Source organism: Photobacterium rosenbergii, from assembly GCF_003026455.1.
Taxonomy (GTDB): Bacteria; Pseudomonadota; Gammaproteobacteria; order Enterobacterales; family Vibrionaceae; genus Photobacterium; species Photobacterium rosenbergii.
Genome location: NZ_PYMB01000001.1, coordinates 589,314 through 602,661, shown reverse-complemented (window position 1 = coordinate 602,661; position 13,348 = coordinate 589,314). Strand labels below are relative to the sequence as shown.

Genomic DNA, 13,348 nt, shown 5'->3' with positions numbered 1-13,348 from the left:
CCATGAAGGTCTTGAGATATTCACAATGGTCAAAATCATCTAAAAGTTCTGTTGTTTTAAATTTCATGCATCCTCCTAAGTAGAGGTTGCATGATATTCACTACAGAAATCTCGACTTACCTTTTTACGCCAACCCATGACAAAACGTACAAAAAACAGACAGGGCTATGCCGTTTGCATTGTGACTTATTGGTTAGCCTGCTTTTTCCAAAGTGATGTAATGTGCTGAATACACCAAGATTTTGCTTTACCCATTCGACTTCTATTCCAAGCGATCACTAATTCAAGCTCATGCACTGGATCATCTCCAATAACCACCAACTCACCGCTTTCAATCGCGTCTTTGGCATAACTGTATGACATCGTAGCGATCCCTAGCCCCGCTTTTAAAGCAAGCAACTTGTCATGCATTGACGATACCGTCAGTAAGGGTTGATCATCGAGAATATTGTAGGTAATAGGAGGCAAATTCCTTGCCGTATCTGCAACCGCAATTCCCCTGTATTGCTTTCTAATCATTGGATCTAGCGGGTATTTATGCTTGTGAATTGGGTGATCGGGGTGAGCAACCCAGATTGTATCAATGGTGCCAAGTGTTTGAATCTTAGCTTCCGGTGGAGCTACTGTAGGAGCTGGAGCAATTAGGATATCTGCGCGATCTTGAGCCAACGCTTCCCAACATCCTGCTAATATCTCTTCCTGAAAACGGACACGGGTTTTACTTTGTTGAGCAAGCCCTTCCACCAGCGGGAATAGAGCGTCAACTTTTACCAAGCCGTCATAAGCGATGGTAATATCCAGCTCCCAACCATGTGCCAAAGCGCTGGCATCAGCAATCATCTCGTCAGCCGCTGTTAATAACATCCGCCCTCTTTCTAGTAACAGATGACCAGCCTTGGTAAATACAGCTTTATGACCAGAGCGATCAAAAATCACTAAATCTAAATCTTGCTCGAGTTTTTGAACCTGATAACTCAAAGATGAAGGCGCTCTGCCTAATTCTTCCGATGCCGCGGCAAAACTTCCTCTTCGCTCAATAGCGTCTAACACCATCAAAGCTTCAAAAGACAATAGCTTGTTCACCTTTTCTCCTTGTTTTTATAGTCATCAATAAATAGATATTGATGTTTCACCTTATCTGTCCTTTTAAAGCAAATCTATAATTTATTGCTAATTTTTCATGTAATAGCGTTAAGATCACTCTAACTCCTATGCCGATGAACCATACTCATCAGCAATCGTAAAACAGAAAGGAATCGTACATGGACACCTCAACCAATATTCACACTCAAACTAACCACAATGGTCTTTTTCTTTTCATCGTGTTGCTATTTACAGGCCTTGCCTGCCTTCTTCCCAACCGGGCGCTGAGTGATGAACTTCCTTCCATTCGTTTCACTTTTATCCCAAGTGTGAATACTCTCGACCAACAAACGATTCAAGAAATAAGGCAAACCGATGCCCTCGAGACAGTTCAAGCCTTGTCTGATTCTACAATTAATCTTGTTAAGCCAGTCAATATTGTTTTTGGTACGCAAGATGGTCCCTTATACGATCCTGAATCAAATCAAATTGAGATCCCTTATTATTTTTGGCGTGAAATGATTGACCACTTTTCAGCAGATATCAGTGATGCAGATGAACAATCTGAGTTATCCGAATCTGACAACCAGTATGTGTTTGAGGCAACTGAAGGGGCCCTGTTACATACCTTGCTTCATGAGATTGGACACGCCTATATCGCAATTAACCAAATCCCTATTCTTGGCAAAGAGGAAGATGCTGCAGATAGCTTCGCCAATGTGCTGATGCTCAATTACGTTGAAAATGGTGATAGACAAGCGATACATGCAGCCACTTTATTCGCTATTGAAGATCAGCAAATCGAAAGCTTTGATGACTTAGATTTTATTGATGAACACAGTCTGGATATCCAACGATACTTCTATGGATTATGCCTTATATTTGGAAGTGATCCCGATAAGCATGAGACACTGTTCCAAGATCTTGAAGCGGATGTGAAGACTGAACGTGAAGATATCTGTATTGAGGAATTTGATCGTGTCTCTGCGAGTTGGGAAAGCTATCTCAATAACGGTTAAAATATCAAATCATTCCAAACTAGCTTAGCCTCAGGCGTGTTTCCATAACACGCCTTATTCACGCTACAGAATAACCATTCAAAATGTTTTGTATATCCCCGGTATATTTTCATACCAACTTGATAAGTTAGTCATAAAAATGACTAAAGCCATCCAGTTATCCCAGTGAGTTTTCGCGCAAATTGATCTAAGCCAAGTTTTCTTAACGCCCAATGAATTAGATTTCATATAAACCTTAAAAAACAAACCTTTATTATTAATTATTACCCTCAATAACGGACATTCTCATGCAATGCCTACATAGCATGATGAAACATCAAGGAGTTTTCGGATGGATAAACCCTCGCAGTCGCTAACCCAAAGTCTCTCTTACTTGAAATTGTGCACCTCCCAAGTTATCGCCAGTCAATTATCAGCACCTAAGCCAGGTTCAGCAAAACATCTCAATGACCTCATTTCACTTGAGGCTATCGAACTGGATAACGCAAACGAACAGGTGCTTGAGTTACAGAAGACATTATTTAGGGCTTTGCATGCACTTGAGGCGGGTCAAACTGATAATGTGCATGACGCACTTATCGATGGGATTGCACTGATCAACCATGAGTTGACCGTTCCGAACAAGAAAAATATTAGCCAGCCTAAAACAGAAGATGAAGTGTTGAGTGACCCAGCTTTGGCCGGTTAACAACCTCTTTAGTCGCTAATAAACCTTATTTTTATAACTATAACTCACCAACCAATATGGAATCTGCCGGATACCTACGTCCTGTCTGTATCCGGCTCTTTTTTATTTCAGATTACATCAACCATTTCCACCAAATGAATACTGCTAGGAAACCAAACAGGTATGTGAGGCCAACCCAAGACAAGACTTTCATTTGCTTGGACCACTGAAGTGCCTTTGGTAGGTTTGCCTTAGACACTAGTTGGTAGTTCAACAAGGCAAAGACAGGCGTAGTCATAAATGCCAGCACCATGGCGAAATCGAGCATTGGCATCAAAGCCGAACTGAAGAACAAGATGATCCCCATCGCTGAAATCGCAATAAATACCATCCAACCATTATGGAATGCACGTTGCCCTACAGGCTTAGATTGCAGAAGAGATTGTGCTTCTGCCAGTGAACGGGCATAGCCGTCAATAACGGTAATCGTACTGCCGAAAATACAGAAGAAGGCCACGACAGCAATCAAGTAGCGAGACCATTCACCAATGGTTGACGCATACATGCTTACCAGTTGATGGGAAAAGCCAATACCCGATGCTTTTAGCTCCGTACCATTTCCATGTAGTACCAACGCACCGAGAGAAAGAAACACAATTGCCAGTACAGCCGTCCCGATATAGCCAACATTAAAATCAAATAATGCGGAATCCGTCGTGACCTTTTGTTCTTTGCGTTGGCTCTTAAGCCACAATGAAGTCAGGCATGAAATTTCAATCGGTGCCGGCATCCAACCCATCATCACAACGATGAAGCCAATAGACGCAATAGACCATGCTGAAGGCGCTTCAAAGTCTGCAGGAGCGACGCTGCCCTTGCCTGCCGCAATAACTACTGCAGAGAGAGTCGCTATCACCAAGACGGCCATAATGACCTTAGACAAACTATCAAGAGCCTTATAATGTCCAGCCATCAAAATCACCAGACAGGCCACGACAACAATACCTGATAGCACTGGTAGCGACAGGCTAAATGGTAGGAAGTAACCTAATAAACTGGCACTAAACAAAAGCAAGGCTGCAGTATTCACCACTCCAGAGATTAAGCTAAGCCCTGTAAACACCCAAAGGTAGCCACGGCCCATCCCGTCATAGCCCTGTACCAAGCTATTGCCTGTTCCCATCGTGTATTGGACGCCAGCTCGGAAAAATGGGTATTTCAAGAGGTTTACCAGCAAAATCAATGCGGCGAGCTGCCATCCGTAAATTGCACCAGCCTTGGTCGAGGCAACTAAATGGGAGCCACCAACAGCTGCGGTTGCCATCATTACACCGGGACCCAGCGAGCGGATTAGCTTACCCATTGAGATTGGTCCTGAGGGAGATGGCTGTATTGGAGAGGTTTCTGACATAATCACATCCTGATGATTTTCTTTTATTGTCCCCACTTTGTCTCAGTTTTGTCACAAACAATCAACCTACCCAAAACAACCAATCAGGTAATTCAACCAAACATGAGCAAAAATCCAGTGAATAACATCAAATCAGCACCTGCAAACATGAGTGATGTCAGGTAAAGCAAGGTAAAAAAACAATAAAAAAATCACTGCATTTCAGCGACTTCAAAAAATGGCAAAATTTTATACTAGATGAGTAGATATATTCACATGCAGTAGAATCAACCACTGCTTGTTTGTTCTCGAAGTGCTTGATTTATCCAATATTTATAACAACTTTCTCGCTAACGATTATGCTTAGAATTGTCATATAACATTTATGTTGGTCAGATAAATATAGCCGTATGAATAATGCTGTAGGCAACAAGAACAATCCAGCACCCTCCAAGCCCAGCCGCTACCGGTATGTTCGCTTGTTCACCTATGGTTTGTTCTTTGTTGTCTTCGCCATTGTCATGCTTGCTGTTTTCATTCCCCCATGGCTGGCGTCAAAGGGAATTGAAATCAATGCTATTTCTGGAATCCATGTTGGTAAGCGCATTCAAATTGACGAGCTTTCTATTTCCGTTAAGAAAACAGCAATTACCATTAAGAAGCTATCTTTGGAGCACTTTGCTGATGACAAAAGTGCAATTTCAACCTCATCATGGCGATTACTTTCTCCGCACACTGTCGTGCGTTTGGCGCCTGAAATCCAAAATGCCATAAAACCGCATGGGCTTCAGATCAATGACATTATTTTCAATGATATAACCTTTAATCTTACCGACCTTTCCGCCCCATACGTATTTAGTGCTCACAGTGAAAAGGCTTCTGTCGCTATCGAAAATACAGTTGGTACCCAAGTCCCCCAGCAGGTCAATGATTTACAGCTTGTACTGACAACCGATCCCTTTGTCACCCTTACCGGCATTATTGGCTCTTCGGATTTAGAACTATTTCTGCCACAAGATATTGGCCAGAACATCTACCCAATAGGTTTTACCAATGGGCATTTTTCACTCAGTTGGCAACAGGATAAAACACCACTTGCCGTCCATATAGATAAACTCACCCCTCAATGGCAAATAGATCTAGAAGACTTCGAACAACATGGGAATGATATTGCATTAACGGTCGATCTTAACGAACCAACCAAGAGCATGCGCCTGCTAGCGGAACAACTCCGTTTTGCACAGCCAACCGAACTCCCTGAGTTTCTTGAAAAACCAGATGAAACCCATGAGGGCTTGCATCTCGGGCATGCTATTGCCAATTTAGCGCAACTCCCTCTCAAGCATTTAAAAGTGAGCCACTTTACCTATGGCAACCTTATCATGGATGCCAAACTGGTATTGGATACACCGAGGGTTCGTCAAAACAGGCCCGATAAACAAGCCAAATTACATCTAAAAGGCAAAGCGCTTGGACCAAGTGATCCTTACAATATCGATGTCCTGATCAAACACCGCACACTTGAAGAAGCTGATTTTAAAGGCTCTGTGGTTGGCCCCAAAGGCAATAAAGTAGATTGTAAAGCTGATATCAACTTTATCAGCCCACTGCCTAAACTGTTTCACTGCGAAGCAAAGTTCAAACGGACTCAAGATCTTACCGATCGACTTAAGCTTTACGATATCCCCAGCGCGGAACTTACCAAACCCATTATCATCTCCGCCAAGCAAACTTCACTGGCTTTTAAAGATAACAGTGAAAAACAGCAAGGCGATCCCTTCCATTTCCGCGATGTTGAACACGCAAGTTATGCATTGGAAGTTGTTTTACCCGAAAAGGTAAACGTTGAACTCAATCGCTTCACCTTCCAACATCAAGTAATTAGCCAAAACAAGCAGATAAAGCCTGCGATAACCTTGCTTCAGCTCAACACAGATGGCGCATTGACGTTCGACGCTGAATATCGAAATGGCAATATTGCGCTAGGGCTCGACAAGAGCAGCGAGCAGTTACACTTTTACAACGATAAATTTGGCTATGACTTGGCTGTCGATTTTACTCAGTTACAATGTCAAATTCCTTTCTTGAACGATGACCAGTCATTACAGTGTCACGCAAAGAGCTTGATTAGCGCTGTTATCCCCCAGCTATTTCCAAGTCCAACTATCAATATTCAAGACACGCAAGTTCGCTCTGTACTCTCCGGAAAATGGACTGATAACAAAATTGAAATGCAATTACTCGATAGCCAACTCAATATTGGTAGTATGAGTATTCAACACCAAGGAGAATGGATAGAAGCTGACGCTGACAACCTCAACATTACAGCAAACTCAGTCAATCTCAGACAAGCATTTCAGTATGACAAAACGACGAGGCTTTCCATTTTCACCGACAATAAAAATGCTATTGTCGTCAATGCCGATAACCTTTCAGCGCTAAAGCTAATCACGCCTGATGGCACAACTGAGTCTGAAATTGCAGCAATAAGGCGTAATAAAAATACTAGCCAATTACCTGTACAACGCTATAGCGGCCAACTTTCCTCTGTCATTAACAACCTTGATATACAGCTAGATTTCTCTGCAGATGACAAGTCGGCTTATGCTGTTTCCTCAGGGTATCAGGTTCATCTATCGCTAAATCAAAATAACCAGCGCCTACCTGGTGTCATCACTGAAGGTAAACTCAAAGTAACGCCAAACAAAGCCCAATTCAAAGGCAATATCTTAAATAAGCGCAATACCAAATTGTTTGTCTATACCATTGATTATTTGGTAAAGCAGCAACAGACCAATATTGAGTTACACCGTAATGATATTCCTTTCTCCAGTAAGCAATCTCTAAAGAAATACTATCTCCCCAAATTGCCAGTTGATCATGATATTTATGCGGGTTCACTGGGCTTTGATGCAAAAATGACAATAAAAGACAACCAGTGGAAAGGCCAGATTGGCTTATATACCCACAATTTGAGCGGCTATATCCATGATATCCACTATGCCGATCTCAATGTGTCGCTTACTGTCGACATTTCCAATCATGGCATTCGCTCACGTCAACCTATCAGCCTGCATGTCAGTTACTTACATGCAGGCATTTTGTTAGAAAACCTTTACGCCCTACTTGAGTTTGATAGCCAAAAGCCGTTCTACAAACTCCATAGGGCCAAAGCTTACCTTCTTGGTGGTGATATTAGCTTACACAATGTTGTCAGCAATTCATTAGCAGACATACCAATAAGCCCTCTTCGGGTTCATGGGCTGAAGCTAGAGAAGTTGATAGAAGCAATAGAAGCAAAAGATATTGAGATGACAGGCATCGTAGATGGAGTTCTGCCATTAGGGGTTGAGCAAAGCGCCCCTGTGATTAAAGAGGGAAAGCTTCATGCTCGATACCCTGGCGGGCTCCTAAAATACAAAGAAGGATCAGCCATCGATCAGAATGTAGAAGCCGCGGGTGAGAATAGCTTGTTAGTTGTGAGCAAAATTCTCAAAAATTATAACTACCACTCGCTCAAGGTTAATCTAGACTATTCTAAAGAAGGACAACTGAGTGCCAGATCACAGTTTAAGGGCCGTAACCCAGATGTTTTATCCGGGCGTCCGATTAATCTGAACCTCAGCATAGAAGAAAACATTCCAGCATTACTAAAAACGTTGAACATGATAAATGCATCAAAGCTGGAAAATATGTTCTTAAAGCAGATTGGTGTGGATAAGTAGCATTTTTGCGCTTGAATTTTAAAAATCAAATGGCTGGACGCATCTGTCACCCTGCCTTTTAAAGTAGGCAATCAGGTATGAAGTCCACAAAAGGTTGTAACCAATGGATATCCAACTTAAGCTGTTTTATATACCATTTTTTATCGCCATGATTTCGGTACTATCACTGACTACACTATCTGGCTGCACACCAACGGTACAAGTTACCGCTTCTGAAAAGCCGATAGAAGTGAATTTAAACGTCAAAATAGAACACGAAATTCGTATTAAAGTTGATAAGGAAATCGATGAGCTATTTAATGATGATGATGTCTTTTGAGTTGGCAGGGAGTATGCCATGACGCGATTAGTGCCCTTCTTCCTATCTTTCTTTTTTGCTTTTAGTGCATTTGCTCTCGATCTTCAGCAAGCAAAAGACCAAGGCCTTGTTGGTGAAGCCAATACGGGTCTCATTGCCCCTGTCACCGCTCGTCCGTCTCAACAAGTCAGAAGCCTCATTTCTGAAGTCAACAACCGCCGAACTAACACTTTCAAGAAAATAGCGGTCTCCCATGGTTTAACCGTCAAAGAAGTTGGGCATATTGCCCACAAAAAAGCTATCGAGCGAACCTCTCCGGGGAATTACTATCAGGACTCATCCGGCAAATGGATTAAAAAATAAATGTAGTTGTCGACGAGCCGTTCAAGAACACCGAACTAAACGTTAAGTAAAACTTAACCCCGGCATAAAAATATTATAATTATCCTTATCCCTCTTTGCGCATATACTCCTGCAACGATTTACTCACAGTTGAAACCAATGTCTGCTGTTCACTCTTTTTTCAATAAACTTTCTAAGACCGATGGTATCTTCATTGCAGTCGCGCTGCTGTGCCTGCTTCCCGTAGTCAGTTCTCCCATTGCACTTGTTCTGGGCTTCACCTTGGCGACATTCGGCTTGGTGCCATCCCAGTTCAATTTGGCCGCGCTGACGAAAAAGCTCCTTTCTTATTCCATCATTGGCCTTGGATTTGGCATCCAACTCGATCAAGCGATCGAAGCCAGTAAGCAGGGACTAGGCCTAATTGTTGCCTCTATTTTCTGTACGTTACTGCTTGGTTATGTCCTGACTAAGCTATTGCGTATCGAACAAAAGACCGGCCATCTAATCGCTTCAGGTACGGCTATTTGTGGCGGGAGTGCAATTGCTGCAGTTGCTCCTGCAATCAATGCAAAAGATGATCAAACATCGCTGGCATTAGCGACGGTATTTGTGCTTAACGCCATCGCCTTGTTTATCTTCCCGGTAATAGGCCACTATTTGGAAATGAGTCAGCATGCATTCGGTACCTGGGCTGCGATAGCAATCCATGACACGTCATCAGTCGTCGGTGCAGCGGGTGCCTATGGTGATGAGGCCTTGAAGACAGCAACAACATTAAAACTGGCACGCGCCCTATGGATTATTCCAATCGCTTTCCTTAGTGCCCTGATGTTCAAAGGCAACAGTAAAAAAATTGGTGTGCCATTTTTCATCTTGTTTTACTGCTTAGCTATTGGTGTCGCCTACCTACTACCTGATTTCCAGCCGCTATATTCCGCTATTTTCTCAATGTCCAAGCGTGTACTCGTAGTCTGTTTGTTCTTGATCGGTTCAGGTATCACTATCCAAAAACTCAGAGCGGCAGGAATCCAACCTCTACTGCTCGGGGTCTTGCTATGGGTATGTATCGGTGGTGGGTCTTTGGCTTACATCCAACTTAGTAGCTAACAGTCTGTCCATTACTTAATGCCAAAACAGCGAACTCATTAACTCTGGGTTCGCTGTTTTTTTATCTGATAATGTTACGGTGTAATGTCTATCCTGTCGGAGACACTGTTTATCTGCTTCGCTTCTTCACGAAACTCTTTACTATCTTGCTGCTCAATACTGGCTTTTCTTTTGGCTTGATGTTTTGCCTTTAGCCGATTGATCCCTATGGTTAAAATAATAACAAAAGCAAGCAGGTCTAAAAGTGCGCTGGTGAGCCCTGAGGTAAACGATGAGGTGATCAGAATGCTACTGACTATCCCTACCCAAACAATCATTCTCAACCTCTTATCATTAATGATTCTATGGAGGTAATTATTAACTAATTGTCTAAAATCAGAAATTCGCTTTCACTCTATAACATTCAGATTCGTTATATGTCATCAGCACTTGGCAACTTGTAGCTCGTCTAATCTTGTTGTCCATCGATTGGAACGAAAGGCTTGCCTCATATGCCAGTTTGTAGAACCGATCACTGAGGCGGGCTTAACCCCATTCTTGAATCGGGCATTCATCTGATCGGTGATAGCCATCAGATCTCTGCGCTTCATTTCATCCAATGCACTAGTATCAAACATATCGAATTGGAACTGATCATTGTTTGAATCGGTTAATCCATCCAGAATCACGCCGATTTTCTGGTATGCATAACCAGGGCGATAAATTGATTGCAATTGCTCTAGTGCAATATCAAGAAACTTATAACTATCCTGACTCGGGCACATCAACTCCCGAGCACTACTGATATTATGTTGTGGCAAGTCTTTATATCGGTTGGTACGAAGAAAAACCCCCACTACATTGGCTTGGCTATTCTGTCGCCGCAACTTTTCCCCCGCTCGCTGGCAATGAAAGGCAAGGGCTGATTTCAAATCATTCAAGTCACTGATGTCGGTTCCAAAGCTGCGGCTAGATAAGATTTGCTTTCGCTTCTCATCAATATCACCAGGGTCGATACAGGAAACCCCCTGCAGTTCTAACGCTGTCCGGGCTAGCCCTACATTCCACAATCGGCGCATATCAGCCGGATTTTGCTCAGAGAGTTGCAATGCTGTATTGATCCCACTCGTTTGAAGACGGGTTGCCGTCTTGGCGCCAACTCCCCATATATCCTGAACCATGCACCTTTCTAACAACCAATTACGTCGCTGCTCGGTATCAATTTGAATGACACCTCTAACCCTTTGCTCATACTGCTTAGCCGCCTGATTGCCTAACTTGGCCAATGTCGGGCTAGAACCAATACCGACCCTGACAGGCAAACCAAGGTGCGAATAAATGGTGTCACGAATCTCTTTACCATACTGGGTTAAGCCATCAAGTTTGAAACCATCCAACCTAACAAAGGCCTCATCGATGGAGTACTGCTCTACGTGCGGAGAAAAACGATGCAGCTCTTCAATGAACCGACGGCTCATATCTGCATATAAGGTGTAATTTGAACTTCTGACCTCTACACCCATTTTTCTAGCTTCACGCTCAATCTTAAACCAAGGCGCACCCCGTTTAATGCCTAATGCTTTGGCTTCTGCTGACAAAGCGACACAACATCCATCATTGTTAGACAGAACCACTAATGGTTTATTGACTAGCTTAGGGTCAAACAGTTGCTCACAGGCACAGTAAAAGCTTTTCGCATCCACCAATGCCCATACCTGATCTCGGTATCCATCAAGTGCAGCCATCGCTTAACCCAACAAGTTATGCACGTTACGAGTGACAACACCAAAGATCTCAGAATCCTCTGGCATAGGGAAAGGCTTAAATTGCGGGTTTTCAGCAACCAACCACCATGCTTCATCATGGCGCATTAATCGCTTACAGGTAAATTCATCATAAACTCGGGCGATGACAATCCTTCCCGGAACAACAGGCTCTGCCCGGTCCACCACCAACAAGTCACCATCATAAATCCCCGCTCCCATCATTGACTCACCCGATGCCCTAAGGAAAAATGTCGCATTAGGGTTACGAATCATGTAACTCTCTAAATCGAGCTCTTCCTGATGACCATCGGCGGGTGATGGGAAACCACACTTCACACCTTCGATAAAGTAAGGAAATACCTTCATCTCCAACGCTCTTAATTAAACTGTATGTATGTACAGTATAATGATAAATAGCTAGAATAGTCACACCTTAGTTTCAACTTTTGGCATAAGTGAAGTTTGTACAAGCAAGTCAGACACTTTATATACAATTTCAACCACCTAGCATTATTACGCTGAAGGTTTTGACGCTATCGGTGGTAATTGAAGCAACAATTGCTGCCATCTTCGACAAACACACTTTTTTCAACGAGTAATTTCAAACATCCACTCATCAATGTTGATAAGATTGTCGCTTATAAAAATAAAATGCAGGGATTTACCAAGGAGTTTTAATGCAAAAAATTTTTGCAATGTTAGCCGTGCTGCTATTGGCTGGCTGTTCAACAACTGAAAATACACATACACACACTGACAGCCAATGTATTGGCCAGATGACCACCGAAGAAGCCTATGGCCACCTTAACCCAGACCGTTTTACTATTCAGGTTCTGGCTTTAACCGAAGAGCGACAGGGTGATGTTCGCAACTATATTAACCATATCCAAGGCCAACAACCGATTTGGGTTAACTGGAAGAAGAGCCAAAGTGGACGCTGGTACGCCGTGATTTACGGAGATTTCGCGACTAAAGATGAAGCAAAAGCAGTCATTGACCGCCTACCTGAAGCCGTTCGCCAGCAAGGCCCATTCATTAGAAGCTTCGCCGAAGTAAAAAATGACCAGCAAACCGATGTATTCCGTTTGCGTTGATCAAAAAAGCCGGAACTTTGATTCCGGCTTTTTACTGCTATCCATTTAATCCTAACCATCAGCGGCCTTCAAACAACTGACCGACCGTTTTCATTGGAATAAACATCCTCACCCGGCCATTGTGTTCGCACAGCACTTCAAAACCATATTTGGTATAGAAAGACTCCGCTTCAGGGCTCAAACAGTCAACGACTATTGCATAAGCCCTCATATGGGCGTTGACTTGCCATAGGTACTTCAAGGCCTTAACTAAACTGACTTTCCCTAAGCCGTTTCCGTGATATTCATGATGGACAGCCAATTGAGCTAACAAGAATACCGGAATGGGATATTTGGGCAGTTTTTTTGCCATCGCCGCAGGCAAAGTATCACGACAGATAGAGCTTGGGGCAATGCTGTAGAAAGCGCAGATCGGCAGTTTTTGATTAGGAAGAGGAAGTAAGGCAGGTAAAACCATGGTCCGGCTTATACCTGCCTGCATATGCTTTGCCGCCTGAGTCTGAATGAAGTTGTTGAGTTCCGGTTCCCCGCAATCAAACGATGCCCGATCATGCTGTTTTTTATCTAGCTCGATAAACTCTTTGGTCCAACTCACTTATTTAAAGCCCTTCTCTTGCGCAAAATCTACTGCGTCGAGTAACGCTTTATTCGGAGCTTTGGCCTTATCGCAAGCATCAACAAACCGATCAAACACATCACCGTCTACGGTGATACTTTCATGCTGAGCAATCACTTGAGTGGCATCTTCGTCCATAAGACGAACCACATACTCAGTCAAACTCTTTAGCCCAAGCAGCGCTGAGGCTTTTTCGGCTTTGGCTTTAATTTCTTCATCTAAACGCAAGTCAAGTCGCGCTGTTGCCATAATAACCTCC

The 13,348-nt window shown here is 43.1% G+C and carries 14 protein-coding genes; 7 read left to right on the top strand and 7 right to left on the bottom strand.

Going from position 1 to position 13,348, the window contains the following annotated elements; all coding sequences use genetic code 11:
• Positions 1-186: 186 nt before the first annotated feature.
• Complete coding sequence (locus tag C9J01_RS02915) at positions 187-1,083, bottom strand: LysR family transcriptional regulator (RefSeq protein WP_107296598.1); 897 nt, start codon at positions 1,081-1,083, stop codon at positions 187-189.
• A 179-nt stretch (positions 1,084-1,262) separates the two neighbouring features.
• Between C9J01_RS02915 and C9J01_RS02910 the strand changes: the two genes are divergently transcribed.
• Both C9J01_RS02910 and C9J01_RS02905 read left to right on the top strand, forming a co-directional pair.
• Positions 1,263-2,102, top strand: a complete 840-nt coding sequence (locus C9J01_RS02910) for a DUF4344 domain-containing metallopeptidase (protein WP_107296597.1) — start codon at positions 1,263-1,265, stop codon at positions 2,100-2,102.
• A 331-nt stretch (positions 2,103-2,433) separates the two neighbouring features.
• Positions 2,434-2,790, top strand: coding sequence for a hypothetical protein (locus C9J01_RS02905; RefSeq protein ID WP_107296596.1), 357 nt, complete (start codon positions 2,434-2,436; stop codon positions 2,788-2,790).
• Between the two features lie 112 nt (positions 2,791-2,902).
• Here the strand turns inward: C9J01_RS02905 and C9J01_RS02900 are convergent, their stop codons facing one another.
• Positions 2,903-4,132 carry an NRAMP family divalent metal transporter gene (locus tag C9J01_RS02900; protein WP_107296595.1) on the bottom strand — a complete coding sequence of 410 codons (1,230 nt, stop codon included), beginning with the start codon at positions 4,130-4,132 and terminating at the stop codon, positions 2,903-2,905.
• 506 nt (positions 4,133-4,638) lie between these two features.
• Between C9J01_RS02900 and C9J01_RS02895 the strand changes: the two genes are divergently transcribed.
• The 4 genes from C9J01_RS02895 to C9J01_RS02880 all read left to right on the top strand — a co-directional run bounded on the left by C9J01_RS02895 (position 4,639) and on the right by C9J01_RS02880 (position 9,634).
• A complete protein-coding gene (locus C9J01_RS02895) occupies positions 4,639-7,884 on the top strand; it encodes an intermembrane phospholipid transport protein YdbH family protein (RefSeq protein ID WP_158264479.1) in 3,246 nt (1,081 codons plus the stop codon).
• Between the two features lie 103 nt (positions 7,885-7,987).
• Positions 7,988-8,203 (top strand): YnbE family lipoprotein, encoded by a 216-nt coding sequence (locus C9J01_RS02890; RefSeq protein WP_107296593.1) that lies wholly within the window; start codon positions 7,988-7,990, stop codon positions 8,201-8,203.
• 18 nt (positions 8,204-8,221) lie between these two features.
• Entirely contained in the window at positions 8,222-8,545 is a 324-nt protein-coding gene (locus C9J01_RS02885) for a YdbL family probable chaperone protein (RefSeq protein WP_107296592.1), read from the top strand.
• Positions 8,546-8,683: 138 nt separating this feature from the next.
• Positions 8,684-9,634, top strand: coding sequence for a YeiH family protein (locus tag C9J01_RS02880; RefSeq protein WP_107296591.1), 951 nt, complete (start codon positions 8,684-8,686; stop codon positions 9,632-9,634).
• A 74-nt stretch (positions 9,635-9,708) separates the two neighbouring features.
• Here C9J01_RS02880 and C9J01_RS02875 read toward each other — a convergent pair whose 3' ends face one another.
• The 3 genes from C9J01_RS02875 to C9J01_RS02865 all read right to left on the bottom strand — a co-directional run bounded on the left by C9J01_RS02875 (position 9,709) and on the right by C9J01_RS02865 (position 11,745).
• Positions 9,709-9,951 carry a hypothetical protein gene (locus tag C9J01_RS02875; protein WP_107296590.1) on the bottom strand — a complete coding sequence of 81 codons (243 nt, stop codon included), beginning with the start codon at positions 9,949-9,951 and terminating at the stop codon, positions 9,709-9,711.
• 105 nt (positions 9,952-10,056) lie between these two features.
• A complete protein-coding gene (locus tag C9J01_RS02870) occupies positions 10,057-11,358 on the bottom strand; it encodes a Y-family DNA polymerase (protein WP_107296589.1) in 1,302 nt (433 codons plus the stop codon).
• A 3-nt stretch (positions 11,359-11,361) separates the two neighbouring features.
• Positions 11,362-11,745: a LexA family protein gene (locus tag C9J01_RS02865; RefSeq protein ID WP_107296588.1), complete on the bottom strand. Its 384-nt coding sequence runs from the start codon at positions 11,743-11,745 to the stop codon at positions 11,362-11,364.
• Between the two features lie 311 nt (positions 11,746-12,056).
• On the opposite strand from C9J01_RS02865, the gene C9J01_RS02860 reads away from it, so the two are divergent.
• Positions 12,057-12,473 carry an SPOR domain-containing protein gene (locus tag C9J01_RS02860; RefSeq protein ID WP_107296587.1) on the top strand — a complete coding sequence of 139 codons (417 nt, stop codon included), beginning with the start codon at positions 12,057-12,059 and terminating at the stop codon, positions 12,471-12,473.
• 58 nt (positions 12,474-12,531) lie between these two features.
• Here C9J01_RS02860 and C9J01_RS02855 read toward each other — a convergent pair whose 3' ends face one another.
• Positions 12,532-13,068 (bottom strand): GNAT family N-acetyltransferase, encoded by a 537-nt coding sequence (locus C9J01_RS02855; RefSeq protein ID WP_107296586.1) that lies wholly within the window; start codon positions 13,066-13,068, stop codon positions 12,532-12,534.
• A complete protein-coding gene (locus C9J01_RS02850) occupies positions 13,069-13,338 on the bottom strand; it encodes a type II toxin-antitoxin system TacA family antitoxin (RefSeq protein WP_107296585.1) in 270 nt (89 codons plus the stop codon). It abuts the gene before it with no gap.
• Positions 13,339-13,348 lie beyond the last annotated feature (10 nt).

Coding starts and splice junctions, on each gene's coding strand:
- C9J01_RS02910 (WP_107296597.1), top strand. CDS start 1,263: ATGGACACCTCAACCAATATTCACACTCAAACTAACCACAATGGTCTT.
- C9J01_RS02865 (WP_107296588.1), bottom strand. CDS start 11,745: ATGAAGGTATTTCCTTACTTTATCGAAGGTGTGAAGTGTGGTTTCCCA.
- C9J01_RS02860 (WP_107296587.1), top strand. CDS start 12,057: ATGCAAAAAATTTTTGCAATGTTAGCCGTGCTGCTATTGGCTGGCTGT.
- C9J01_RS02905 (WP_107296596.1), top strand. CDS start 2,434: ATGGATAAACCCTCGCAGTCGCTAACCCAAAGTCTCTCTTACTTGAAA.
- C9J01_RS02890 (WP_107296593.1), top strand. CDS start 7,988: ATGGATATCCAACTTAAGCTGTTTTATATACCATTTTTTATCGCCATG.
- C9J01_RS02900 (WP_107296595.1), bottom strand. CDS start 4,132: ATGGGTAAGCTAATCCGCTCGCTGGGTCCCGGTGTAATGATGGCAACC.
- C9J01_RS02875 (WP_107296590.1), bottom strand. CDS start 9,951: ATGATTGTTTGGGTAGGGATAGTCAGTAGCATTCTGATCACCTCATCG.
- C9J01_RS02850 (WP_107296585.1), bottom strand. CDS start 13,338: ATGGCAACAGCGCGACTTGACTTGCGTTTAGATGAAGAAATTAAAGCC.
- C9J01_RS02870 (WP_107296589.1), bottom strand. CDS start 11,358: ATGGCTGCACTTGATGGATACCGAGATCAGGTATGGGCATTGGTGGAT.
- C9J01_RS02880 (WP_107296591.1), top strand. CDS start 8,684: ATGTCTGCTGTTCACTCTTTTTTCAATAAACTTTCTAAGACCGATGGT.
- C9J01_RS02885 (WP_107296592.1), top strand. CDS start 8,222: ATGACGCGATTAGTGCCCTTCTTCCTATCTTTCTTTTTTGCTTTTAGT.